Raw genomic sequence first — 22,162 nt, 5'->3', positions numbered from 1 at the left:
CTTCCCCTAGAGCGTGTAAGGCACGCGAATGCCCGGCAGTGTTGCCGGAAAATCCTTGGTATTCCGTGTCACCAGGATGCGCCCGTGTACCTGCGCCGAAGCCAGGATCACCGCATCCGCGACCGGGAGCCCGCGGCGCTCCGACCGCAGCACCGCGGCGCGGCGCGCAATCTCCTCGCTCAGCTCCACGATCGAGAAATAGTCCAGGAACGCCTTGGCGCGGTTGCCGTCTTCGGGCAGCGCGCGGGTCATGACTTCGATCCAGCTCAGCCGGCTCACGTAGCGGCGCGGAAAGCGTTCCAGCTCGCGTTGCGCCGGAACGACCCCGGCCAGCAGGTCGAGCAGTATCCCGGTGTCGAACGCCGCCTCGCTCATATGGCGGGCTCGTCGGGGCCGGAACGATCCTTCCATATCCCGAAATAGCGCTCGATCCCGTCGCCGCCGGTCTGCGCGCGATAGGCCGCCACCGCCTCGCGCACGAGCGCCGCACGCGACTTGCCTGTCTCGGCGGCCTTGCGGTCCAGCCAGCCCAGGTCTTCGTCAGGAATATCGACGAGAAAGCGCATTGATATCTCTATATCATATCATGATATCAGCGCAAGCTCGCCCGGATGGGAGTTCCCGTCAACGATGCCGCGCGCGAGCAGCGGGACGGCCGCCGCTCACTTCGCCGCTTTCCGCGCCTTCATCCGCTCGCGGAAGCGCATGGCCCAGCCGGGCTTCACCTCCTGCGTGCCGCGGGCGAGTGCCAGGGCGTTGGCCTCCACATCGCGGGTCACCACCGATCCCGCCGCCACGATCGCGCCGTCGCCGATCTTCACCGGGGCCACCAGCGCGCTGTTCGATCCGATGAAGGCGCCATGGCCGATCTCGGTCTTGTACTTGCCGAATCCGTCATAGTTGCAGGTGATCGTGCCCGCGCCCACGTTCGCGCCCGATCCCACCGTGGCGTCGCCCAGATAGGTCAGGTGATTCGCCTTGGCCCCGGGGCCGAGCACGGCCTTCTTGATCTCGACGAAATTGCCCACCTTCGCGCCCTGTTCCAGCACCGTGCCGGGCCGCAGCCGCGCATAGGGGCCGACGCTGGCGCCAGGCATCACCGTCGCGCCCTCCAGATGGCAGAAGGCGTGGATCGTCACCCGGTCCGCGATCGTCACCCCGGGGCCGAACACGACATTGGGTTCGATCGTCACGTCGCGGCCGACGCGGGTATCGAACGCGAACCACACGGTTTCGGGCGCGATCAGCGACGCGCCGTCGGCCATCGCCGCCGTCCGCCGCGCGCGCTGCCACGCCAGTTCGGCATCGGCCAGCTCGGCGCGGCTGTTGATCCCCATCACCTCGGCCTCGGGCGCCTCGATCACCACCGATCGCAGCCCGTCGCGCGTGGCGAGCGTGACGATATCGGGCAGATAATATTCGCCCGCGGCATTGTCGTTGCCCACGCGCTCCAGCAGCGGCCACAGGTCGCGCGCGCGCACCGCGGTGACGCCCGAGTTGCACAGCCGCTCGGCGCGCTGGACGGGCGTTGCGTCCTTATATTCCACCATCACCAGGATGCGGCCGTCGCTGTCGGCCATGATCCGGCCATAGGCGGCGGGGTCCGCGGGGCGGAAGCCCAGCACGGCGATGGCGGGATGATCCACGTCGTCCAGCCGGGCCGCCAGCCGCCGCACCGTTTCGGCGGAGAGGAACGGCGCGTCGCCGAAGCAGATCACCACCACCCCGTCGAAGCCCACGAGCGCCGCCCTGGCCTGCAACGCGGCGTGCGCCGTGCCGAGCTGTTCCTCCTGCACGGCGATCTTCACGCCATGCGGCGCCACGGCAGCCTCGACCTGCTCGCGCAGCGAACCGACCACCACCACGCGCTCGGTGGCGCCGGCGTCGTCCAGGCTGTCGATCAGGTGCAGCAGCATGGCCCGCCCGGCGATCGGGTGGAGAACCTTGTGCAGGTCGGATTTCATCCGAGTGCCCTTGCCGGCTGCAAGGATAACCGCGGCGATGGGTGCGCTCATCTGCCCTCCATGGCGGAGCCCCTGCCATGATTATGTTGCCAATTCCATAGCGCCGCTGGCAGTGGCGGCGCGTGATGCGGAAATTCCCCTTCGACATCGTCGGTTTCGACCTGGACGGCACGTTGTTCGACACCAGCGGCGACCTGACCGACGCGGTGAACCATGCGCTGGCGCTCGACGGGCGCCCGCCGCTCGCAGTGGCGCAGGTGCTGCCGATGATCGGCCGAGGCGCACGCCACATGCTGGAACAGGGGCTGGCGGCCTCGGGCCATTGCGACGAAGCGCTGGTGCGGCGGCTGTTCCCGGAACTGCTCGCCTTCTACGAAGCGAACATCGCGCGCCACACCCGCCCCTTCCCCGGCCTGCTCGACGCGATGGCACAGCTCGACGCGGCGGGCGCGCAGATCGCGATCGTCACCAACAAGTTCGAATATCTGGCGGTGCGCCTGGTCGCGGAGCTGGGGATGACCGATCGCTTTGCCACGGTGATCGGCGGCGACACCATGGGCCGGGGCAATGCCAAGCCCAGCCCGCTGCCGATCCGCGAGATGATCGCGCGCTGCGGCGGCGGCCGCGCGGCCTTCGTCGGCGATTCGGAATTCGATACCGGCGCCGCGCGCAACGCGGGTATCCCCAGCATCGCGGTGTCGTTCGGCTTTCTCACCGGCCCGGTGGAGGAACTGGGGGCCGATGCGGTGATCGGCCATTATGACGAGCTTGTCCCGGTGCTGGAGGCGCTGGGCGCGCAGGGCTGAACCCGGGCGGCGCCTATTGCGCAGGCGCGCCCGCGGCCTCCACCTCATACTCCAGCAACGCCACCTTGCTGCCATCGACCTTGAAGGCGAATTTCTCCATCGCCTTGCCCTTCTCGAAGGTGGAATCGAACACCAGGTGCAGCACGCGCCCGCCGTCGCGCAGGCGCCATCCCGAAGGCGGTGCCGAACGGAAGCTGCCCAGGCCTTCGCGCCATTGCGACATCTGCTTCACCAGATCGGCTTCCGGCGTGCCCAGCCGGAATTCCGGCGCCGCCTCGCGATAGATTTCCGCGAACTGCCGCGCCTCATATTGCTTGCGGAACCGCTCGACCGCCTGATCCGCGGCGGGCAGGGCCGGACCGGCCGAACATCCCGCAACCATCAGCATCGCCGCAACCGCCCCGATCCTACGCATCGCCACCCCATTGCTCTTTACGCGGCGGAAACTGGCACGGCGCCCCGCCGATGTCGATGGCGCTTATCCCGGAACATGGCCCTTTCGCCATTTGGTCCACAGGTGGCGCGCCAGCATCGCGGGCGGCATGCGGATCGCGTGGCTGCGGATATAGAAGCCCATGCGCGTCAGCCGCCGCGTCGCCCGCCCCCATCCGTCGCGGGCCAGCATCCGGCGCAGGTAGAGCGCGTCGGCGCCCGCGGTCCGCCGCCACGCCTGCGGCACCGCGCTGCCGAACAGCGCGTGCGACAGCCGCCCCGCGCGCGCCACCGCGGCCGACAGCCCGTGATGCGCGGCGCGCGCCTCCAGCCCCTGCGTCCCGCTCTCGCCGATCAGGCAATGGATGTCCCACAGGTTGCGCAGCCCCCCCGCCAGATCGCCGTCGGCGAACAGGTGCGCGGCGGCGTGGCAGATCATGTCCGGCGGCGAAAGCACGCGCAGCCCGTCCGCCAGCACCACGCTGTCCGCGATCAGCGCCTCCGCGTCGGGCGTGATCCGCGCGGTGAGCGGCAGGATGGTGTGGTGGACGTCGATCATCCGGTCGCGCTCGCGGTGGATCAGCGGCGGCAGCTCGTGCATCCAGCGGCGGTAATAGAGGTCGTCATAGGGATCGGGCTTCACCCATTCCCACCCCGCCGCGATCAGCGCCGCTTCCGCCTCGCCGATCCGGCCGCGCGGAACCAGTATGTCGAGGTCGCCGATCGACCGCCCCATCCCCGCGGAAAGCCCGGCAGCGGCGAAGGCGGTGCCCTTCAGCAGCACCACCGGCATTTCCAGCGGCGCCAGCGCGCGCCGGGCCATCTCCGCCTCCCACAGCGCCGCCGTCTGCCCCTGCGCCGCGGAAGCGCGCGCATCGGCCAGGATGCACGCCGCCGCGCCGGGCACCGCCAGCCCCTCCAGCCGGTGCGCCAGCGTGCCGGCAAGCTGCTCGGCGCGGGCCATCGCGATCAGCGCGGTCCAGCCCGCCGCGTCGAGGCGCAGCGCCGTCTCCGGCGCGCGCAGCGCATCGGCCAGGATGCGCGCACCGCTCACAGCGAGGCCCACAGCCGCTCGACCTCGGCGATCGCGCTGTCCGTATCGGGGTAATCGAGCGCGCGGGCCGGCACCTGCGTCACCAGCCGGGTCAGCGCGTCGAACCCGCGCTCGGCCAGCGCGACATAGTTGGTCGATGCCTGGGTCAGCCACAGGAAGGTTTCGCTGGGCAGCACCTCGCGCGTCTCGGTGGCGAAGCCGTAGCGCGGGAACAGGATCAGCGCGGGCACTGCGGGCGCATCCATCGCCGCCAGCGAACCTGCGTCGGGAACCAGATGGCGGATCGTGCCCTTCGGCGTGCCCTCCAGCCGCGGACCGAAGCGCGCGCCGGGCAGCGCCGCCTCCATCACCGGGATCGCCTCGTTCTTCAGGCTGATCAGCCGGGGAAAGGCGTGGACCAGCCCCGTTTCCGGATCGACCAGCGCGAACTCGTCGCCCATCAGCCGCCATCCGCGCGCCATCAGCAGCGCCGCCAGCGTCGATTTCCCCGCGCCCGATATGCCGGTCATCAGCAGCGCCCGCCCGTCGCGCTCCACGGCGGAGGCATGGAGCAGCAGGTAGCGCCGCTGCCCCAGCGCCATCTGCAGGTTCATCCCCATCTCGGCCGCGATCAGCCCAAGCGCGAGCGGCAGCGGCGCCGCATCGGGCAGCACATAATCGCCGCCGATGTGGACCGAGGGGCGCAGCCAGCGCCGCCACGGCCGCGCGGCGAACAGGCGCACGGTGAAGTCGGGGATGCCGTCCAGGGGTTGCGGATAGCCGGCGTAGAGATCGTCGATCGCGGCGACCGGCCCGGGCCAGTCGCTGCCCAGGCGAAAGCCCACCGGGCCGATGCGAAGCGCGGTGGCGTGCCTCACAGCCGCTCCACCAGCCCCGCCGCCGCCAGCTCGTCCAGCCGCGCCGCCAGCGCCTCCGCCTCGCCGTCCGCCAGTTCGAAACGCTCGGCCAGCCGCGCGAGCAGCACAGGAACGGCCAGCGCCTCGCCCGCCAGCGCCTCCAGAATCTCGGGCACCGGGCTGTCGACGATATGCGTGATGCCCGACGCGCGGTGATAGATCAGCGTCAGCGCGTCGAGCGGAACGATGCGAAGCGTCGCTGGCGCGGCGGCACGATAGCGGTTCATGCCCGCGGCCACTGCCCGCGAACCCTTGGCGGTTCCTTGTCCGATGGCACGGCCTCAGCCGCGCGGCATCTGCAGCGAGGCGAAGCAGGTAAAGCCGCTGGTGCCCGACTGAAGCCTGCGGATATAGTTGGTATAGGCGCGGCTGCGCTCGTAATCGGTGCCGGGCAGCGTGCCGCCCGCCAGCGCGCGCTTGACCTCCTCCGCCTTGAACGCGCGGCCCGGCGGCGGGAAGGCTCCCTGCGTCCCCGGCGGCACGAGCTGCCCATCGGGCGCGACATAGAATCCCGCGCGGCCGGGATCGGGAACCGGGATCTCGCAATTGGTGACCGATGCGCCGGTCTGCGCCAGCGCCGGGCGGATGGTGACGATCGCCGAGGCCGAAGCGGCGCCCAGCATCAGCGCGCGCCGCCGCGTCGATTTGGGGGGCGAACCCTCCATGGCCTGGTCCTCGTCGCTCATGGCCCTATTTCCTGCGCCCGCGCGGCTTTCGCAATCGTAAATCACTGCCTACAGAGGCCGCATGCATTTCCATTCCGGATTGCGCGCGCTGCTGGCACTGGCGGTGGTGGCGCTTGCCGCGCTGGCCGCGTTCCTGCTGAGCGGCGACGTGCAGGTCAGCCTGATCGTGCTGGTCTGCGGCATCGCGGCCGTGCTGATCTCCGCCGGCGCGGGCGAGGGGCCGCCATCCCCCGCCCCTGCGCCGGATCGCGGGCCCCCTGCCCCAGAAACGCGGCTGGCGGACGTGATCGAGGCGATCGCGGAGCCCGTGCTGGTGATCCGCGACACCCGCGTCGAGGCGGCGAACCGCTCCGCCCAGGCGCTGCTCGGCCAGCATATCCTGGGCGAGGACGTGCGCATGGCGATCCGCCACCCCGCCGCGGCGGAGCGCCTGCTGAACCCCGACAACGCCATCCCGGGGGCACCGGTCCATCTCGTCGGGCTCGGCACGCGCGACCAGCGCTGGGAAATGCGCGTGCGCACCGTGGGCGGGCGCCGCATCGTCCACCTGCTCGATCGCACCGGCAGCTACACCAGCGAGCGCATCCGCGTGGACTTCGTCGCCAACGCCAGCCACGAACTGCGCACGCCGCTGGCGGTGCTGCTGGGCTATGTCGAGACGCTGGCGGACGAGGCGGGCGACGATCCCGCGACGCGCAAGCGCTTCCTGAAGATCATGTTCGACGAGGCCAAGCGCATGCAGCGGCTGATCGAGGACCTGATCTCGCTCAGCCGGATCGAGGCGGACAAATATCGCGCACCCGATCAGTCGGTCGATCTCGCCGCGCTCGCCCGCGACGTATGCGGCGAGCTTTCGGCGGGCGGCGGCGAGCGCGCGCAGGACCTGCGGCTGGAGCTTTCGGAAATCCCGCCGGTACGCGGGGATCGCGCCCAGCTTTCGCAGCTCCTCCACAATATCGTCGGCAACGCCATGAAATACGGGCGCGAAGGCACGCCCGTAACGGTGACGCTGGCGCCGGAAAGCGACGCGATGGTGCGGCTGACCGTGTCCGACGAGGGCGAAGGCATCCCGCCCGAGCATATCCCGCGGCTGACCGAGCGTTTCTACCGCGTCGATTCGGGCCGCAGCCGCGCGATGGGCGGCACCGGGCTGGGCCTTGCGATCGTCAAGCACATCGTGGAGCGGCATCGCGGCCGCCTCGATATCTCCAGTACCGTGGGCAAGGGAACCACGATGCGCGTCCTGCTGCCGGTCCACACTGTCATAAAGGCGTAACCCTGCTGAAAGATGGGGGCTTGGCGAGGGGTCCGATTCCCCTTCGCTTCACGCCGCTTCCTTCAAGCGCACAGGAGAGCCACGATTTTCGGCAGGCTGATGCTTATTGCTGTCCCGGCGCTGGCGCTGGCGGCATGCAACAGCAATTCCACGCGCGAGATCCGCGCCGTGGGCTCCTCCACCGTGTTCCCCTTCACCGCGCTGGTGGCCGAGGCGTTCGTCAACCAGGGCGGGACGAGCCGTCCGCCCGTGGTGGAATCGATCGGCACGGGCGCGGGCATCGCGCGCTTCTGCGGCGGCGCGGGATGGGAATATCCCGACATCGCCAACGCATCGCGCCGGATGAAGAAATCCGAATATGCGCTGTGCGAGAAGAACGGCGTCGGCGAGATCATCGAGGTGCAGATCGGCGTCGACGGCGTGGCGCTGGCCGAATCGAACAACGGCCCGAAGCTGCAGCTCAGCAAGAAGGACGTCTATCTCGCGCTCGCCGCCAGCCCGGGCGGCAAGCCCAACGCCGCGCGCACCTGGCAGGACGTGAACCCCGCGCTGCCCGCGATCCCGATCCAGGTGATGGGCCCGCCCTCCACCAGCGGCACGCGCGACGCGCTGGTCGAGCTGATCATGGAGCCCGGCTGCGCCGAGGCGAACCCGGAAGCCAAGGAGCTGAAGAAGTCCAAGGACACCGGCCCCTATGACAAGCTCTGCAAGCGCATCCGCGACGACGGCGCCTATATCGATAAGGGCGAGAACGACAATCTGATCGTCCAGGGCCTGGCGCAGAACCCCAATGCCGTGGGCGTGTTCGGCTACAGCTATCTGGAAGAGAACGCCGCCCGTCTCCACGGCGTGCCGATCGAGGGCGTCACGCCCAGCTATGAGGCGATCGCATCGCGCACCTATCCCGGGGCGCGGCCGCTGTTCCTCTATGTCAAGAAGCGCCACCTGCGCGCGGTGCCGGGGCTCAGCGACTTCCTGAAGCTCTACGCGACCATGTGGGATCCGCAGGGCAAGCTGGTGAAGCGCGGGCTGATCGCGGCGCCCGAGGACGTGCGCGCCCATTCGCGCGACATCGTCGCCGGGGGCATTGCGCTCGACCCGGCACAGTTGCACTGATCGGAGCCACGGTGAGTCCCTTCGCCCTTCTGTTCCTGATCGCCGGCCTGGGCCTGATCGCCTGGCTGACGGCGCGCGCCCGCGCGATGCGCTTCGATCGCGGCGGCGCCAAGCGGCTGCATTCGCTGCCGTCGCAGCACGGCTGGTACGTCGCGATGTGGACCGTCCTGCCGGCGCTGCTGTTCCTCGCGGTCTGGGGATCGGTGAGCCCCGGGCTGGTGCGCGAGGCGGTGATGCAGCATCCCGCCGCCAAGCAGCTCCCCGCCTTCGACTTCGAGCGCGAGGCGTTGCTGGGCGAGGCGAGCCGGATCGCGCATACCCCCGGCGCAAAGGCGTTCGACCCGCTGGCGGAGCAACTCGCCGAGCCCACCCGCGCGGCGGAGAAGCGCTACGGCTGGACGGGCACCGCCGCCGCGATCCTGCTGGCCTTCGCGGGCGGCGCCTTCGCCTTCACGCGCATCCGCGCCGGCTTCCGCGCGCGTTCGCGGGTGGAGCGCGCGGTGATGCTGATCCTGCTCGTCGCATCGCTGATCGCGATCCTGACGACGCTGGGAATCTTCCTGTCGCTGCTGTGGGAATCGCTGCGTTTCTTCGGCCAGGTCTCGGTCTTCGACTTCCTGTTCGGCACGCACTGGAGCCCGCAGGTGATCGACCCGGCCGATCCGGGCGCCTCGCTGGGCGCGGTGCCGCTGTTCTGGGGCACCTTCTTCATCGGCGCGGTGATCGCGATGATCGTGGCGATCCCGTTCGGGCTGATGAGCGCGATCTACCTCACCCAATATGCCGCGCCGCGCGTGCGCCGCTGGATGAAGCCGATCCTGGAGATCCTGGCGGGCGTGCCGACCGTGGTCTACGGCTATTTCGCCGCGCTGACGGTGGCGCCCGCGGTGCGCGATCTCGCCGTGTCGCTGGGCATGACCTATGCCTCGTCCGAAAGCGCGCTGGCGGCGGGACTGGTGATGGGCGTGATGATCATCCCCTTCGTCTCCTCGATGGCCGACGATTCGATCGCGGCGGTGCCCGCGGCGATGCGCGACGGCAGCCTGGCGATGGGCGCGACCACCAGCGAGACGATCCGCCGCGTGCTGCTGCCCGCGGCGCTGCCGGGCGTGGTCGCGGGCGTGCTGCTGGCCGTCAGCCGTGCGATCGGCGAGACGATGATCGTGGTGATGGCCGCATCCGGCGCCGCCACGATCACGCTCAACCCGTTCGAAAGCGCGACCACCGTAACCAAGCAGATCGTGGACCTGCTGACCGGCGAGGCCGAGTTCGACAGCCCCAAGACGCTGGCCGCCTTCGCGCTGGGCCTGACGCTGTTCGTCGTCACGCTGCTGCTCAACATCGTCGCGCTCGCCGTGGTGAAGCGCTACCGGGAGGCCTATGAATAAGCGGCTCGCCTCGTCCGATCGCGCGCCGACCGACTGGAAGGCGGAGGCGATGCAGAAGCGCATCCGCCGCCGCTACGCCGCGGAACGGCGCTTCAAGCTGATGGGCCTTGCCGCGGTGGTGCTCTCCGCCGCGTTCCTGGCGTTCCTGCTCGCCACCATGGCGGCCAACGGCGCGCGCGGCTTCATGCGGACCGAGGTGGCGCTGGAATTCGATTTCCCGGCGCTGGCGCTGCCCGTCGATCGTGCCCAGCTATCCACCCCCGGCGCCGATCTGGCGCTGGCGGGCGCGGAGCTGGAGAATGTGGTGAAGGGGGCGGCCAGCGCGGCTTATCCCGGCCCCGTCCCGCTGATCTCCGACAACGGCTGGCTCACGGTTCGCGACGCGATCAAGGCCGATCCGGGCATCCTGGGCCGCAAGGAGCGCATCTGGATTCCCGCTTCGCCCGAGATTCAGCTCGCACTGCGCGGCGAAGGCGATCCAGCCGTGGTCACCGGCGCATCGAAGCTGGAGGGGCTGGGCGCGATCCGTACCGGCTTCAACCGCGATTTCCTGACCGCCAGCAACTCCACCGATCCGATGGTGGCGGGCATCTGGGGCGCGCTGAAGGGATCGCTGCTGACGATGGCGATCACCTTCCTGATCGCCTTTCCGGTGGGCGTGCTCTCCGCCATCTATCTTGAGGAATATGCCACGCGGAACCGCTGGACCGACCTGATCGAGGTTTCGATCAACAATCTGGCGGCGGTGCCCTCGATCATCTTCGGCCTGCTGGGCCTGGCGGTGTTCCTGGGCACCTGGGAGATGTTCGGGCATCAGTTCGGCCCGCTGCTGCCGCGATCGGCGGCGGTGGTGGGCGGCCTCACGCTCGCGCTGATGATCATGCCCGTGATCGTTATCGCCAGCCGCAACGCGATCAAGGCGGTGCCGCCCTCGATCCGCGACGCGGCGCTGGGCATCGGCGCCAGCCGGGTGCAGGTGGTGTTCCACCACGTCCTGCCGCTGGCGATGCCGGGCATCCTGACCGGCACGATCATCGGCATGGCGCGCGCGCTGGGCGAAACGGCGCCGCTGCTGCTGATCGGCATGCGCGCCTTCGTGGTGCAGCCGCCGCAGGGCTTCACCGATCCGGCCACCGTGCTGCCGGTTCAGATCTTCCTCTGGTCCGACGAGGTGAGCCGCGTGTTCGTCGAGAAGACCAGCGCCGCGATTATCGTGCTGCTGGTGTTCCTGCTCGCCATGAACGGACTGGCCATCTATCTTCGCAACAGGTTCGAGACCCGCTGGTGATGACCGAGACCGCCCCTGCCCCGGCCAACGACACCGGGCACAAGATGTCGGCGAAGAACGTCAACGTCTTCTACGGAAGCACGCAGGCGATCCGCGACGTATCGATCGATATCGACATGGATCATGTCACCGCCTTCATCGGCCCGTCGGGCTGCGGCAAATCGACTTTCCTGCGCACGCTCAACCGGATGAACGACACGGTCGCCTCCGCGCGGGTGGAGGGCGACATCCGGCTGGACGGCGAGGATATCTATTCGCCGTCGATGGACGTGGTGCAGCTCCGCGCCCGCGTGGGCATGGTGTTCCAGAAGCCCAATCCCTTCCCCAAGTCGATCTACGAGAATGTCGCCTATGGCCCGCGCATCCACGGGCTGGCGGCGTCCAAGGCCGATATGGACGGCATCGTCGAACGCTCGCTGAAACGCGCCGGCCTGTGGGAAGAGGTGAAGGACCGGCTGAGCGACAGCGGCACCGCGCTTTCGGGCGGCCAGCAGCAGCGGCTGTGCATCGCCCGCGCGATCGCCGTCGATCCCGAGGTGATCCTGATGGACGAGCCCTGCTCCGCGCTCGATCCGATCGCCACCGCCAAGATCGAGGAGCTGATCCACGAACTGCGCGGCCGCTATGCCATCGTGATCGTCACCCACAACATGCAGCAGGCGGCCCGCGTCAGCCAGCGCACCGCCTTTTTCCATCTCGGCACGCTTGTGGAATATGGCGTTACCGACGACATCTTCACCAATCCGCGCCAGGAGCGGACGAAGGACTACATCACCGGAAGGTACGGATGATGGCCACGGGACACGAACATACCGTCAAGGCTTTCGATCAGGACATCAGCCATCTGCGCGCGTTGATCAGCCAGATGGGCGGCCTGGCCGAACAGGCCATCGCCGACGCGATGACCGCGCTTCAGCGCAACGATCACGAGCTCGCCAAGCAGGTCCGCAAGAAGGACAAGGCGATCGACACGATCGAGGCGGAGGCGGAGCGGCTCGCCGTGCGCGTCATCGCGCTGCGCGCGCCGATGGCCGACGATCTGCGCGAGGTGGTGGCGGCGCTGAAGATCGCCGCGGTGGTCGAGCGGATCGGCGACTATGCCAAGAACATCGCCAAGCGCGTGCCCGCGATCCACGCCGACGGCGACCGGATCGAGGTGGTCTCCGTGCTGCCGTCGATGGCGCAGATCGCCAGCGACATGGTGCATGACGTGCTCGACGCCTTTTCCGCGCGCGATGCCGAAAAGGCCGCCGCGGTCCATGATCGCGACAGCGCGCTGGACGATTTCTACGACAGCATCTTCCGCACGCTCGTGACCTTCATGGTCGAAAATCCGCGCACGGTCAGCCAGGTCGCGCACCTGCTGTTCGTCGCCAAGAACCTGGAGAGGATCGGCGACCACGCCACCAACGTGGCCGAGATGGTCTATTTCGCCGCAACCGGAAAACACCTCTCGGATCGCGAATCCGGCGAGGGCTCCAACTAAGGAAGTAACGCAAATGGCACGCGCCCGCATGCTCCTGGTCGAGGACGACGCCGCGCTGGCGGAACTGGTCACCTGGCACTTCAAGCGCGAGGATTTCGACGTCAAGCAGACCCCCGATGGCGAGGAGGCGCTGCTGCTCGCCAAGGAACAGACGCCCGATATCGTGCTGCTCGACTGGATGGTGGAGGGCATTTCGGGGATCGAGGTGTGCCGCCGCCTGCGCCGCATGCCCGAAACCGCCAACGTGCCGATCATCATGCTGACGGCGCGCGGCGAAGAGGAAGACCGCGTCCGCGGGCTGGAGACCGGGGCGGACGATTACGTCACCAAGCCCTTCTCCCCGCGCGAGCTGGTGGCGCGCGTGGGCGCCGTGCTGCGCCGCGTGCGCCCCGCGCTGGCCGGCGAGGCGCTGACCTATGCCGATATCGAGATGGACACGGTGGGCCACAAGGTCCGCCGCGGCGGCGAGATCGTGCCGCTTGGCCCCACCGAGTTCCGCCTGCTCAAGCATTTCCTGGAGCATCCGGGCTGGGTGTTCTCGCGTGAGCGGCTGCTCGACGCGGTATGGGGTCACGACAGCGACATCGAGAGCCGCACCGTGGACGTTCACATCCGCCGCCTGCGCAAGGCGATCAACGCGGGCGACCGGCCGGACATCATCCGCACCGTCCGCTCCGCCGGCTACGCGCTCGACGCCGGCAACTAGAGCCGGCCCGCCGCTGGAATAACAATGCTTGCGCGCGGGGGCCGCGGGCTTCTATGCGCATGTCCAGGGCCTGGCCGTCGCCCGGCGCCGCTGGGGGAGCCATGTCGAGCCGTCCGACGATCAAGGAAGTCTCGAAGATCGCTGGGGTGTCGTTCAAGACCGTCAGCCGCGTCCTGAACAATGAAAAGCACGTCAGCGAAGCGACGCGCCGCCGCGTCGAAGAGGCGGTGGCCGCGCTGAACTTCCGCCCCAGCCACGCGGCGCGCACGCTGGCGGGGCGCAAGTCGTTCCAGGTGGCGCTGCTCTATGACAATCCCAGCCCCTATTACATCTATCACGTCCAGATCGGCGCGACGCAGCGCTGCACCGAACTGGGCTATCGCCTGCTCCAGCAGCCCTGCGACATCCAGTCGCCCGATCTGGTCGATTCGGTCACCGCGCTGATCGACGAGGCGCATCTGGACGGGCTGATCATCTCGCCCCCGGTGTCCGACGTGACGCCGCTGCTCGACGAGCTGGACCGGCGCGGCGTCGCCTATGTGCGGATCGCTCCGGGCCTGCGCCGCGGCGCGGGGCTCCACGCCTCGATGGACGACATCGCCGCCGGGCGCGAGCTGACCGAGCATCTGATCGGGCTGGGCCACCGCGCGATCGCCTTCATCCAGGGGCCGGCCAGCCATATCTCGTCGAGCGACCGCCTGGCCGGCTATCGCGCCGCGCTGGAGGCGCATGGCATCGGCTTCCAGGCCGATCTGGTCGTGCAGGGTGACTACAGCTTCGGATCGGGACGTGCGGCCGCGCGGACCCTGCTGGCGCGCGCGCATCGCCCGACCGCGATCTTCGCGGGCAATGACGATATGGCGGCGGGCGCGCTGGCCGTGGCGCACGAACTGGGCATCGCGGTGCCGGGCGAGCTTTCGATCGCGGGCTTCGACGATTCGGATCTCGCCAGCGCCGTCTGGCCCCCGCTCACCACCATCCGCCAGCCGGTGCGCGAGCTGGCCTATGCCGCGGCCGACCTGATGCTCAACACCGAGGTGGACGAGCGCCAGGTGACGCTGGGCCACGCGCTGGTGGTGCGGTCCTCCACCGGCCCGGCGCCCGCCGGACGCTGAACTTCCGCGATTTCAAGATTAACGGCGTGTCGCGATCGTCCCGGCGGCGGACATTGCTTAACCATCAGTTTCGCTGGCGGAATTCGTAAACGCCGCGTTAACTTCGCTCGCATGAGCACGCAGCATCTCCGCCTCGCCGGGCCGGCCCGTGGCCACCCCTTCCGCCACAGCATCGCGCACTTCCAGAAGCTCGACCGCAAACGCCGCGACGATGGCGACATGAAGCTCTTCATGCTGAGCTTCGCCGCCTTCTTCGTCTGCTTCACGACCTTCCTGCTCTAACCGACTGTCCGGCGGCTGCTACGCCGGCAGACGATCAGTGCCCGCCAGCGTGTGGCACGTGGCCCTCCTCGTCGTCGTGCGGCACGTCTCCGGCGCGATAGAGCTGGAAGCCGCACCAGGCGGACAACAGGCAAAGGCCGAACACCACCCACAGCGCCTCCGCCACGCCGACGCCCAGCGTGGTCACGCCCAGGATGCCCACCGATCCCACCACCATGAAGGCCGAGTTGACGATGTTGTTCGCCGCAACCGTCCGCGAGGTCTGCGACTTGTCCACCGTCGTCGTCAGAAAGGCGTAGAGCGGCACCACGAACATGCCGCCGGTGATCGCGATCATCCCCAGATCGAACAGGATGCGCCACGCGCCAGGCGTGCCCAGGAAGTCCATCGTCTTGAGCAGCGGCCCCGCCTGGTCCGCGCCCCAGAAGGCGGCGGCGAAATAGAAATCCACCACGAACAGCGACATCACCAGCACCGAAGCCGGCGAGTAGCGCGCCGAGATGCGCCCCTTCAACAGCCGGTTGATCACGATCGATCCGATCGCGATGCCGACCGAGAAGATCGCCAGGAACACGCTGGCCACATCCTTCTGCGCGTGGAACACGTTCTTCACCAGCGGCGGGAACAGCACGCCCAGGATCGCCGCGATCGTCCAGAACACGCTGATCGACATGATCGCCAGGAACAACCGGCGGATATGCAGCGTGCCGTAGATCAGCCGGTAGGACGCGCGGAAGATGTTGTAATCCAGGTCCAGCTTGGCGGCCGGCGGCGCCGAGGGGATGTTGAGCGACGCCACCCAGCCGGTGGCCGCCACAACCAGCACCGCGATGGCCGCGGCGTTGGGGCTGATCAGCCCGCCCGCGATCGTGCCGCACAGGATCGCGACATAGGTGCCCGCCTCCACCAGGCCCGTTCCCGCCAGCACCTCGCGCGGCTGCAGGTGCTGCGGCAGCACGGCATATTTGATCGGGCCGAAGAAGGTGGAATGGATGCCCATGCCCACCAGCGCAGCGAGCATCATCTCGATGCTCTTGAAGAATATCCCCGCCGCGCCGACCAGCATGATGCAGATTTCGGCGAACTTGATGATCCGCATGATCCGCGCCTTGTCATAGCTGTCGGCAAGCTGGCCGGCGAGCGCGGAGAGCAGGAAGAAGGGCAAGATGAAGATGCCGGTGGCGACAGCGCTGAACTGCGTCTCCGCCTCCACGCTGTTGTAGATCTCATAGGTCGCGAAGAAGACCATCGCGTTCTTGAAGAGATTGTCGTTGAAGGCCCCCAGGAACTGCGTGATGAAGAGGGGCAGGAAGCGGCGCTCCCTGAGCAGGCCGAGCGAACCTTTCATGCAAATCCCTGAATATGGCTAACGGACGCACGGGCATAGCCGAGGCAGGCGACGCGCGGCAATGGCCGAGTATATGCCCCTCCGGAGCCGCCGGCCCAGCCGCACGGCCCAGCCGCGATGATGGTTTCGGGGCACGAAGCGCGGTGCTACATGCGGCGCACGATGCTGACTTTGCCGAACATCCTGACGCTTTCCCGCATCCTTGCCGTGCCCCTGCTCGCCGCGCTGCTCTGGTGGCCGCAGTGGCAGGCAGGCTATGCGGTGGCCTTCGCGCTCTACTGCCTGATGGGCATCACCGATTATTTCGACGGCTACCTCGCCCGCGCGCAAGGCACCGTGTCGAAGCTGGGCGTGTTCCTGGATCCGATCGCGGACAAGGTGATGGTCGCCGCGGTGATCCTGATGCTCGCTGGCAAGGGAGTGATCGAGGGACCGCACCTGGTCGCGGCGCTGGTGATCCTGCTGCGCGAGATCATGGTATCGGGCCTGCGCGAGTTCCTGGCGCAGCTCCAGGTTTCGGTACCGGTCTCGCAGCTCGCCAAGTGGAAGACGACGCTGCAACTCGGCGCGCTGGGGCTGCTGATCCTGGCGGGCGCGCTGCCGCGCTGGGAATGGGTGGAGACCACCGGGCTGGCCGCGCTGTGGGGCGCCGCCGCGCTGACGCTGATCACCGGCTGGGATTATCTGCGCGTCGGCCTGAAGCATATGGATACGTGAGCGGGGGCGGCTGATGGACCTGCTCTACTTTGCCTGGGTGCGCGAATCGGTGGGCACCGGACACGAGCAGGTCGATCCGCCCGCGCATGTGGCGACCGTGGCGGACCTGATCGCCTGGCTGGCCGGACGCAGCCCGGGCCATGCCGAAGCGCTGGGCGAGCCCGCCCGGCTGCGCGCCGCGATCGACCAGCGCTTCGTCCCGCTCGATACCCCGCTGGGCGCCGCGCGCGAGGTGGCGATCTTTCCGCCGGTGACGGGCGGATGATCCGCGTCTCCGTCCAGCCCGCGCCGATCGACCTGGCGACGGAGATCGCGGGCGTGGAGGCGCATGGCGCGGGCGGCATCGCCACCTTCACCGGATCGGTGCGCGGCGACGACGGCGTCACCCGGCTGACGCTGGAACATTATCCCGGCATGACCGAAGCCGCGCTGTGCGGCATCGCCGAGGATGCCTTCGCGCGCTGGGGGCTGCTGGCGGTCACGATCGTCCACCGGGTGGGGCCGATGGTGCCGGGAGACCGGATCGTCTTCGTCGGCACCGCCGCCACCCACCGCGCCGCCGCGCTGGAAAGCTGCGCCTTCCTGATCGACCGGCTCAAGACCGACGCCCCCTTCTGGAAGAAGGAGGAACGCGGCACCGATATCCGCTGGGTGGCAGCACGCGAAAGCGACACCGCGGCGGCCGGGCGCTGGGGTTAGGTCGCGTTGCCCAGTCTCAATATTCCACTATATTGTGGCAACGAGGTGTTACATGAGCACGACGTTGAATGTCAGGATCACCGGTCCGCTGGAAGATTTCGTCATTGAGAACATCGGCGAGAATGGTCCGTATGAAAACGCGAGCGAATATGTCCGGGACCTGATCCGCCGCGACAAGGAAAGGGTCGAGCACCAGGCATTCGAAGCGCTGAAGGCGGAGTTGCAGCGGGCCTTTGCGGCGCCGGTCGAACGGTACAGGCCGCTGGATCGTGAGGAATTCCTGGAACGCGCGCGGCAACGCTGGGCCAGGTGAGCGGCTATCTGCTTCTCGATGCCGCGGAATATCAGCTCGAAGCCATCGTCGATTACACCCGGAAGCGCTGGGGCGAAGCGCAGGCCGAGCGATATCTCGACGGGCTCATTGCGCGGTTCGGACAGATCGCCGCCCGAAGCCTCCCGTGGCGCGCGATTCCCGCCGAGTTCGAGGTCGACGGCTATTTCACCCGCTACGAACGGCACCTCATCTACTGGCGCGTGCTACCGGAGGGGACGATAGGCATCGCTGCGATACTTCACGAGCGAATGCACCGTGCGACGCGCCTGGCCGAGGCGTTCGCAGGCCCGGGCGAGCCCTAACCCGCTTCGGCCAGCACCTCGGCGAGCAGGCGGAAGTCGCGTTCGCGTGGGGAGGCCTTGCGCCAGACAAGCGCGATCTTGCGCGAGGCATGTTCCGATTCCAGCGGACGCGCGGCGACATGGGTGTGTTCCAGGATGCCCGCATCCAGCGCCATTTCCGGCAGCATGGTGACGCCCAGGCCGTTATCCACCATCTGCACCATGGTGTAGAGCGAGGTGCCCAGCATCGTTGCCTCCGCGCGCAGCTCCGGCCGGTTGCAGGCGGCGAGCGCGTGGTCCTTCAGGCAATGCCCGTCCTCCAGCAGCAGCAGCCGCGCCTCGTCGATGTCGTCCGGGTGGATCGCCAGCGCGGCGGCGTCCATCTCCCCTTCCGGAAAGGCGACGAACAGCCGGTCGTCGAACAGCGGCGCCGCCTCCACCTCGCCGCACGAATAGGGCAAGGCGAGCAGCACGCAATCGACGCGGCCGTTGTTCAGGCTCTCGCAGGCGTGCCCGCTCGTCTCTTCGCGCAGGAACAGCTTCAGGTCGGGATACTGCTCGCGCAGCCGCGGCAGGATGCGCGGCAACAGGAAGGGAGCGATGGTGGGGATCACGCTCATCCGCATCTCGCCCGACAGCGGCCGTCCGGCGGCGCGGGCCAGATCGGCCAGTTCGTCCGCCTCGCGCAGCACGCGCCGCGCCTTGGCGACGATCGTCTCGCCCAGCGGGGTGAAGCGGACCACGCGGCGCGTGCGCTCCACCAGCACCACGCCGATCAGCGTCTCCAGCTCGCGGATACCCGCCGACAGTGTGGACTGGGTGACGAAACATGCCTCCGCCGCGCGACCGAAATGGCCCGCGTCATGGAGCGCGACGAGATATTGGAGCTGCTTCAGCGTCGGCAGGTAGATGGCGGCCATTGATCGTCCCGGGCGATGAATATGCCCGATATAAGCGACGCGAGCGATCAGGCCAATGGTGCGCCGGTCAGGGAGAACCGGCGCACCTCCCGGGAAGGGATGTCAGGCCGCCTCGACCAGTTCCTCGGCCGGCAGGCGGATGAGGTAATCGAAGGCGGAGAGCGCCGCCGTGGAGCCCGCGCCCATCGCGATCACGATCTGCTTATAGGGCACGGTGGTGGCATCGCCCGCCGCGAAGATGCCGGGCTGGCTGGTCTCGCCGCGCGCGTCGATCACGATCTCGCCGCGCGGGGTGAGCGCCACCGCATCCTTCATCCATTCGGTGTTCGGCACCAGCCCGATCTGGACGAAGATACCCTCCAGCTCGATATCATGCTCGGCACCCGAGACGCGGTCCTTGTAGGTCAGGCCGGTCACCTTGGTACCGTCGCCGTTGACGCGGGTCGTCATCGACGAGGTGAGGATCTTGACGTTCGGCAGGCTCGCCAGCTTGCGCTGTAGCACCGCATCGGCGCGAAGCTGGCTGTCGAACTCGATCAGCGTGACGTGCGCGACGATGCCGGCCAGGTCGATCGCGGCCTCCACGCCCGAATTGCCGCCGCCGATCACCGCCACACGCTTGCCCTTGAACAGCGGGCCGTCGCAGTGCGGGCAATAGGCCACGCCCTTGTTGCGATACTCGTCCTCGCCCGGCACGTTCATCTGCCGCCAGCGCGCGCCGGTGGTGAGGATGATCGTCCGCGCCTTCAGGCTCGCGCCATTGGCCAGCACCAGCTCGTGCAGCCCGCCCTCGCGGCTGGCCGGGACCAGCTTCTCGGCGCGCTGCAGGTTCATGATGTCGACGCCGTTCTCCTTGACGTGCTGCTCCAGATGGGCGGCCAGCTTCGGCCCCTCGGTGTAGGGGACGGAGATGAAGTTCTCGATGCCCATGGTGTCGAGCACCTGGCCGCCGAAGCGCTCCGCCGCCACGCCGACGCGGATGCCCTTGCGCGCGGCATAGATCGCCGCCGCCGCGCCCGCCGGACCGCCGCCGACGACCAGCACGTCGAACGGGTCCTTCTGCGCCAGCTTCTCCGCCGCGCGCTTCTCCGCGCCGCTGTCTAGCCGGGCGACGATCTGCTCCAGCTCCATCCGGCCCGATGCGAACTGTTCGCCGTTCAGGAACACGGTGGGCACCGCCATCACCTTGCGGCCGTCCACTTCCTCCTGGAACAGCGCGCCGTCGATCGCGGTGTGCTTGATGCGCGGGTTGAGTACCGCCATCAGGTTCAGCGCCTGGACCACGTCCGGGCAGTTCTGGCAGCTCAGCGAGAAATAGGTCTCGAATTCATAGTCGCCGTCCAGGTTCTTCACCTGTTCGATCAGCTCCTGCGCCGCCTTGGACGGGTGGCCGCCGACCTGGAGCAGCGCCAGCACCAGGCTGGTGAACTCGTGCCCCATCGGAATTCCGGCGAAGCGCACGCCGATGTCGGTGCCGGCGCGGCGGATCATGAAGCTGGGGCGGCGCTTGTCGTCATCGGCGCGGATGACGGCGATCTTGTCCGAAAGCGCCGCGATCTCGCCGAGGAGTTCGCCAAGCTCACGCGACTTGGCGTCGTCGCCCAGGCTGGCGACGAGCTCGATGGGCTCGCGGATGTTCGCGAGATAGCCCTTGAGCTGCTGGGTCAGATTTGCGTCGAGCATCGGTACCTCCTGAAAAACGATGCGGCCCGAAGCCGGAGCGCGGGAAACGCCATGCGCGCGGCATGGGCTTCCCGGCGTTCGGCTCCGGGCCGCTTGGGCACCCCTTGAAGGGAGAGGGGGTGCTTAGATCTTGCCGACCAGGTCGAGCGACGGGGCCAGGGTCTTCTCACCCTCTTCCCACTTCGCCGGGCAGACTTCGCCGGGGTGGCTCTGCCAATATTGCGCTGCCTTGATCTTGCGCAGCAGCTCCGAAGCGTTGCGGCCCACGCCCTCCGGGGTGATCTCGACGAGCTGGATCACGCCTTCCGGATCGAGCACGAAGGTTCCGCGATCGGCCAGGCCTACGCCCGGACGCAACACGCCGAACTGGTTCGACAGATCGTGGTTCTGGTCGCCCAGCATGTAATAGTTGATCTTGCCGATCGCCGGCGACGTGTCGTGCCACGCCTTGTGGCAGAAATGGGTGTCGGTCGAGACCGAATAGACCTCCACGCCCATGCCCTGCAGCGTCGGGTAGATGTCGGCCAGGTCCTCAAGCTCGGTCGGGCAGACGAAGGTGAAGTCGGCCGGATAGAAGAAGAAAACGGCCCATTTGCCCTTCACATCGGCGTCGGTGACGTCGACGAACTTGCCTTCCTTGAACGCGGTGGCCTTGAACGGCTGGAGCGTGCTTCCGATAAGCGCCATGAGCGGTGTTTCCTCCGATTGGGTTTGCGTCTTGCGAGCCGGCATATAGGGGGCCGCGGGCGAGTCGTGAAATTGGAACCCTCGCTGTCTTCAATCGATCCAATCAATCAATCGAACAGATTTGATCGAAATCAACTTTGGAAACGGAGGTTCGCGGCACGGTGCATAACCGTGGCTTATCAAAGCCTTCCAAAAACGAGATGGTTCCGGCGCTGGAAATTTAGCAGGCCAGCGCCTAGATAGCGGCACGAATAAGGGGAACCGGCCATGTTCCAGCGCCTCGGCGCCTATCTCGCTTCGATCAAGGCGCGCGACCCCGCGCCGCGATCGCGCATGGAGATTCTGCTCTATCCGGGCGTCTGGGCGCTTGGCTATCACCGGATCGCGCACGCGCTCTACCGCAACCGGCTGTTCTTCCTCGCGCGCGTGGTGAACCACTGGTCGCGCTGGCTGACCGCGATCGATATCCATCCGGGCGCGAAGATCGGCCGCAACTTCTTCATCGACCACGGCTTCGTGGTGATCGGCGAGACCGCCGAGATCGGCGACGACGTCACCATCTATCAGTGCGTCACCCTGGGCGGCACCAGCCCGGACAACGGCGTTGCCGGCAAGCGCCACCCGACGCTGCTCGACGGCGCGATCATCGGATCGGGCGCGCAGGTGCTCGGCCCGATCATCGTGGGCGAGCGCGCGCGCGTCGGCGCCAATGCGGTGGTGACGCGCGACGTGCCCGAAGGCGCGGTGATGGTGGGCATCCCCGCCAAGCCGATGCTGATGGAAGCGGAGAACGTCCAGCAGGGCTTCGTCCCCTATGGCACGCCGTGCAGCCAGATGTTCGATCCCGCGACGCAGAAGCTGGAGCTGATGCGCTGCGAGCTGGAGACGATGCGCAAGCGCCTCGACGCGCTGATGGCCGAGCGCGACGCGCTGCGGGCCGAACAGCCCGGCCTGTTTCCGATGGAGCAGCGCGATTCGGCGTGATCGCAGGGCAGCGG

General features: G+C 68.1%; 28 protein-coding genes. 16 read left to right on the top strand and 12 right to left on the bottom strand.

The genetic code is table 11. The annotated features are described in order from the left end of the window. Positions 1-6: 6 nt before the first annotated feature. From OM513_RS09440 to glmU, 3 genes are all read right to left on the bottom strand, one after another. Positions 7-375 carry a type II toxin-antitoxin system VapC family toxin gene (locus OM513_RS09440; protein ID WP_264943926.1) on the bottom strand — a complete coding sequence of 123 codons (369 nt, stop codon included), beginning with the start codon at positions 373-375 and terminating at the stop codon, positions 7-9. Then, entirely contained in the window at positions 372-566 is a 195-nt protein-coding gene (locus OM513_RS09435; protein WP_264943925.1) for a ribbon-helix-helix domain-containing protein, read from the bottom strand. The genes OM513_RS09440 and OM513_RS09435 overlap by 4 nt, the downstream gene beginning before the upstream one ends. Positions 567-662: 96 nt before the next feature. Next, positions 663-2,015: a bifunctional UDP-N-acetylglucosamine diphosphorylase/glucosamine-1-phosphate N-acetyltransferase GlmU gene (glmU, locus tag OM513_RS09430; RefSeq protein WP_264943924.1), complete on the bottom strand. Its 1,353-nt coding sequence runs from the start codon at positions 2,013-2,015 to the stop codon at positions 663-665. Between the two features lie 74 nt (positions 2,016-2,089). On the opposite strand from glmU, the gene OM513_RS09425 reads away from it, so the two are divergent. Beyond that, on the top strand, positions 2,090-2,770 hold the full coding sequence (locus OM513_RS09425; protein ID WP_264943923.1) for an HAD hydrolase-like protein: 681 nt from the start codon (positions 2,090-2,092) through the stop codon (positions 2,768-2,770). A gap of 13 nt (positions 2,771-2,783) precedes the next feature. Here the strand turns inward: OM513_RS09425 and OM513_RS09420 are convergent, their stop codons facing one another. The 5 genes from OM513_RS09420 to OM513_RS09400 form a co-directional block, all read right to left on the bottom strand. Continuing rightward, positions 2,784-3,185, bottom strand: coding sequence for a hypothetical protein (locus OM513_RS09420; RefSeq protein ID WP_264943922.1), 402 nt, complete (start codon positions 3,183-3,185; stop codon positions 2,784-2,786). A 63-nt stretch (positions 3,186-3,248) separates the two neighbouring features. Further along, complete coding sequence (locus OM513_RS09415; protein WP_264943921.1) at positions 3,249-4,256, bottom strand: nucleotidyltransferase domain-containing protein; 1,008 nt, start codon at positions 4,254-4,256, stop codon at positions 3,249-3,251. Continuing rightward, entirely contained in the window at positions 4,253-5,113 is an 861-nt protein-coding gene (locus OM513_RS09410) for an HprK-related kinase A (protein ID WP_264943920.1), read from the bottom strand. The genes OM513_RS09415 and OM513_RS09410 overlap by 4 nt, the downstream gene beginning before the upstream one ends. After that, entirely contained in the window at positions 5,110-5,379 is a 270-nt protein-coding gene (locus OM513_RS09405; protein ID WP_264943919.1) for an HPr-rel-A system PqqD family peptide chaperone, read from the bottom strand. The genes OM513_RS09410 and OM513_RS09405 overlap by 4 nt, the downstream gene beginning before the upstream one ends. Positions 5,380-5,433: 54 nt before the next feature. Continuing rightward, complete coding sequence (locus OM513_RS09400; RefSeq protein ID WP_264943918.1) at positions 5,434-5,838, bottom strand: hypothetical protein; 405 nt, start codon at positions 5,836-5,838, stop codon at positions 5,434-5,436. A 61-nt stretch (positions 5,839-5,899) separates the two neighbouring features. On the opposite strand from OM513_RS09400, the gene OM513_RS09395 reads away from it, so the two are divergent. The 9 genes from OM513_RS09395 to OM513_RS09355 all read left to right on the top strand — a co-directional run bounded on the left by OM513_RS09395 (position 5,900) and on the right by OM513_RS09355 (position 14,495). Continuing rightward, positions 5,900-7,114, top strand: coding sequence for an ATP-binding protein (locus OM513_RS09395; protein ID WP_264943917.1), 1,215 nt, complete (start codon positions 5,900-5,902; stop codon positions 7,112-7,114). A gap of 99 nt (positions 7,115-7,213) precedes the next feature. After that, positions 7,214-8,230, top strand: a complete 1,017-nt coding sequence (locus tag OM513_RS09390) for a substrate-binding domain-containing protein (RefSeq protein ID WP_264943916.1) — start codon at positions 7,214-7,216, stop codon at positions 8,228-8,230. 11 nt (positions 8,231-8,241) lie between these two features. Next, positions 8,242-9,618 (top strand): phosphate ABC transporter permease subunit PstC, encoded by a 1,377-nt coding sequence (gene pstC / locus OM513_RS09385; RefSeq protein WP_264943915.1) that lies wholly within the window; start codon positions 8,242-8,244, stop codon positions 9,616-9,618. Further along, a complete protein-coding gene (pstA, locus tag OM513_RS09380; protein ID WP_264943914.1) occupies positions 9,611-10,906 on the top strand; it encodes a phosphate ABC transporter permease PstA in 1,296 nt (431 codons plus the stop codon). Before pstC ends, pstA begins: the two co-directional genes overlap by 8 nt. Then, the gene (pstB, locus tag OM513_RS09375) at positions 10,906-11,697 is read left to right on the top strand and encodes a phosphate ABC transporter ATP-binding protein PstB (protein WP_264943913.1); all 792 of its coding nucleotides are present in this window, start codon (positions 10,906-10,908) and stop codon (positions 11,695-11,697) included. The genes pstA and pstB overlap by 1 nt, the downstream gene beginning before the upstream one ends. Further along, positions 11,697-12,392 (top strand): phosphate signaling complex protein PhoU, encoded by a 696-nt coding sequence (phoU, locus tag OM513_RS09370; RefSeq protein ID WP_264943912.1) that lies wholly within the window; start codon positions 11,697-11,699, stop codon positions 12,390-12,392. Before pstB ends, phoU begins: the two co-directional genes overlap by 1 nt. A gap of 13 nt (positions 12,393-12,405) precedes the next feature. Then, the gene (gene phoB / locus OM513_RS09365; protein WP_264943911.1) at positions 12,406-13,098 is read left to right on the top strand and encodes a phosphate regulon transcriptional regulator PhoB; all 693 of its coding nucleotides are present in this window, start codon (positions 12,406-12,408) and stop codon (positions 13,096-13,098) included. Between the two features lie 101 nt (positions 13,099-13,199). Then, the gene (locus OM513_RS09360) at positions 13,200-14,213 is read left to right on the top strand and encodes a LacI family DNA-binding transcriptional regulator (RefSeq protein WP_264943910.1); all 1,014 of its coding nucleotides are present in this window, start codon (positions 13,200-13,202) and stop codon (positions 14,211-14,213) included. Positions 14,214-14,324: 111 nt separating this feature from the next. Further along, a complete protein-coding gene (locus OM513_RS09355) occupies positions 14,325-14,495 on the top strand; it encodes a hypothetical protein (RefSeq protein WP_264943909.1) in 171 nt (56 codons plus the stop codon). Between the two features lie 34 nt (positions 14,496-14,529). Here the strand turns inward: OM513_RS09355 and OM513_RS09350 are convergent, their stop codons facing one another. Next, entirely contained in the window at positions 14,530-15,843 is a 1,314-nt protein-coding gene (locus OM513_RS09350) for an MFS transporter (RefSeq protein ID WP_264943908.1), read from the bottom strand. Positions 15,844-16,005: 162 nt separating this feature from the next. Between OM513_RS09350 and pgsA the strand changes: the two genes are divergently transcribed. From pgsA to OM513_RS09325, 5 genes are read left to right on the top strand one after another with little or no spacing between them, the layout of a single operon-like run. Further along, positions 16,006-16,560: a CDP-diacylglycerol--glycerol-3-phosphate 3-phosphatidyltransferase gene (gene pgsA / locus OM513_RS09345; protein WP_264943907.1), complete on the top strand. Its 555-nt coding sequence runs from the start codon at positions 16,006-16,008 to the stop codon at positions 16,558-16,560. A gap of 13 nt (positions 16,561-16,573) precedes the next feature. Further along, positions 16,574-16,825: a molybdopterin converting factor subunit 1 gene (moaD, locus tag OM513_RS09340; protein WP_264943906.1), complete on the top strand. Its 252-nt coding sequence runs from the start codon at positions 16,574-16,576 to the stop codon at positions 16,823-16,825. Then, on the top strand, positions 16,822-17,259 hold the full coding sequence (locus tag OM513_RS09335; protein ID WP_264943905.1) for a molybdenum cofactor biosynthesis protein MoaE: 438 nt from the start codon (positions 16,822-16,824) through the stop codon (positions 17,257-17,259). Before moaD ends, OM513_RS09335 begins: the two co-directional genes overlap by 4 nt. Positions 17,260-17,311: 52 nt before the next feature. Beyond that, a complete protein-coding gene (locus OM513_RS09330) occupies positions 17,312-17,572 on the top strand; it encodes a ribbon-helix-helix domain-containing protein (protein WP_264943904.1) in 261 nt (86 codons plus the stop codon). Further along, entirely contained in the window at positions 17,569-17,895 is a 327-nt protein-coding gene (locus OM513_RS09325; protein WP_264943903.1) for a type II toxin-antitoxin system RelE/ParE family toxin, read from the top strand. Before OM513_RS09330 ends, OM513_RS09325 begins: the two co-directional genes overlap by 4 nt. On the opposite strand, the gene OM513_RS09320 is transcribed toward OM513_RS09325, so the two are convergent. The 3 genes from OM513_RS09320 to ahpC all read right to left on the bottom strand — a co-directional run bounded on the left by OM513_RS09320 (position 17,892) and on the right by ahpC (position 21,164). Then, positions 17,892-18,794, bottom strand: coding sequence for a hydrogen peroxide-inducible genes activator (locus OM513_RS09320; RefSeq protein WP_264943902.1), 903 nt, complete (start codon positions 18,792-18,794; stop codon positions 17,892-17,894). The two genes, OM513_RS09325 and OM513_RS09320, sit on opposite strands and share 4 nt — an antisense overlap. Positions 18,795-18,896: 102 nt before the next feature. Further along, positions 18,897-20,477 (bottom strand): alkyl hydroperoxide reductase subunit F, encoded by a 1,581-nt coding sequence (ahpF, locus tag OM513_RS09315; RefSeq protein WP_264943901.1) that lies wholly within the window; start codon positions 20,475-20,477, stop codon positions 18,897-18,899. Between the two features lie 123 nt (positions 20,478-20,600). Continuing rightward, a complete protein-coding gene (ahpC, locus tag OM513_RS09310; RefSeq protein WP_264943900.1) occupies positions 20,601-21,164 on the bottom strand; it encodes an alkyl hydroperoxide reductase subunit C in 564 nt (187 codons plus the stop codon). A gap of 267 nt (positions 21,165-21,431) precedes the next feature. On the opposite strand from ahpC, the gene epsC reads away from it, so the two are divergent. Further along, entirely contained in the window at positions 21,432-22,148 is a 717-nt protein-coding gene (epsC, locus tag OM513_RS09305) for a serine O-acetyltransferase EpsC (RefSeq protein WP_264943899.1), read from the top strand. Positions 22,149-22,162: the final 14 nt, after the last annotated feature.

The organism is Sphingomonas canadensis (assembly GCF_026013525.1).
In the GTDB taxonomy this organism is placed as follows: domain Bacteria; phylum Pseudomonadota; class Alphaproteobacteria; order Sphingomonadales; family Sphingomonadaceae; genus Sphingomonas; species Sphingomonas canadensis.
This window is presented reverse-complemented; position numbering and strand designations above follow the sequence as displayed.

Bases quoted from the DNA above. Each gene is read 5' to 3' on its own strand.
- OM513_RS09440 (WP_264943926.1), bottom strand. From the start codon at position 375: ATGAGCGAGGCGGCGTTCGACACCGGGATACTGCTCGACCTGCTGGCC.
- OM513_RS09435 (WP_264943925.1), bottom strand. From the start codon at position 566: ATGCGCTTTCTCGTCGATATTCCTGACGAAGACCTGGGCTGGCTGGAC.
- glmU (WP_264943924.1), bottom strand. From the start codon at position 2,015: ATGAGCGCACCCATCGCCGCGGTTATCCTTGCAGCCGGCAAGGGCACT.
- OM513_RS09425 (WP_264943923.1), top strand. From the start codon at position 2,090: ATGCGGAAATTCCCCTTCGACATCGTCGGTTTCGACCTGGACGGCACG.
- OM513_RS09420 (WP_264943922.1), bottom strand. From the start codon at position 3,185: ATGCGTAGGATCGGGGCGGTTGCGGCGATGCTGATGGTTGCGGGATGT.
- OM513_RS09405 (WP_264943919.1), bottom strand. From the start codon at position 5,379: ATGAACCGCTATCGTGCCGCCGCGCCAGCGACGCTTCGCATCGTTCCG.
- OM513_RS09400 (WP_264943918.1), bottom strand. From the start codon at position 5,838: ATGAGCGACGAGGACCAGGCCATGGAGGGTTCGCCCCCCAAATCGACG.
- OM513_RS09395 (WP_264943917.1), top strand. From the start codon at position 5,900: ATGCATTTCCATTCCGGATTGCGCGCGCTGCTGGCACTGGCGGTGGTG.
- OM513_RS09390 (WP_264943916.1), top strand. From the start codon at position 7,214: ATGCTTATTGCTGTCCCGGCGCTGGCGCTGGCGGCATGCAACAGCAAT.
- pstA (WP_264943914.1), top strand. From the start codon at position 9,611: ATGAATAAGCGGCTCGCCTCGTCCGATCGCGCGCCGACCGACTGGAAG.
- pstB (WP_264943913.1), top strand. From the start codon at position 10,906: ATGACCGAGACCGCCCCTGCCCCGGCCAACGACACCGGGCACAAGATG.
- phoU (WP_264943912.1), top strand. From the start codon at position 11,697: ATGGCCACGGGACACGAACATACCGTCAAGGCTTTCGATCAGGACATC.
- phoB (WP_264943911.1), top strand. From the start codon at position 12,406: ATGGCACGCGCCCGCATGCTCCTGGTCGAGGACGACGCCGCGCTGGCG.
- OM513_RS09360 (WP_264943910.1), top strand. From the start codon at position 13,200: ATGTCGAGCCGTCCGACGATCAAGGAAGTCTCGAAGATCGCTGGGGTG.
- OM513_RS09355 (WP_264943909.1), top strand. From the start codon at position 14,325: ATGAGCACGCAGCATCTCCGCCTCGCCGGGCCGGCCCGTGGCCACCCC.
- OM513_RS09350 (WP_264943908.1), bottom strand. From the start codon at position 15,843: ATGAAAGGTTCGCTCGGCCTGCTCAGGGAGCGCCGCTTCCTGCCCCTC.
- pgsA (WP_264943907.1), top strand. From the start codon at position 16,006: ATGCTGACTTTGCCGAACATCCTGACGCTTTCCCGCATCCTTGCCGTG.
- moaD (WP_264943906.1), top strand. From the start codon at position 16,574: ATGGACCTGCTCTACTTTGCCTGGGTGCGCGAATCGGTGGGCACCGGA.
- OM513_RS09335 (WP_264943905.1), top strand. From the start codon at position 16,822: ATGATCCGCGTCTCCGTCCAGCCCGCGCCGATCGACCTGGCGACGGAG.
- OM513_RS09330 (WP_264943904.1), top strand. From the start codon at position 17,312: ATGAGCACGACGTTGAATGTCAGGATCACCGGTCCGCTGGAAGATTTC.
- OM513_RS09320 (WP_264943902.1), bottom strand. From the start codon at position 18,794: ATGGCCGCCATCTACCTGCCGACGCTGAAGCAGCTCCAATATCTCGTC.
- ahpF (WP_264943901.1), bottom strand. From the start codon at position 20,477: ATGCTCGACGCAAATCTGACCCAGCAGCTCAAGGGCTATCTCGCGAAC.
- ahpC (WP_264943900.1), bottom strand. From the start codon at position 21,164: ATGGCGCTTATCGGAAGCACGCTCCAGCCGTTCAAGGCCACCGCGTTC.
- epsC (WP_264943899.1), top strand. From the start codon at position 21,432: ATGTTCCAGCGCCTCGGCGCCTATCTCGCTTCGATCAAGGCGCGCGAC.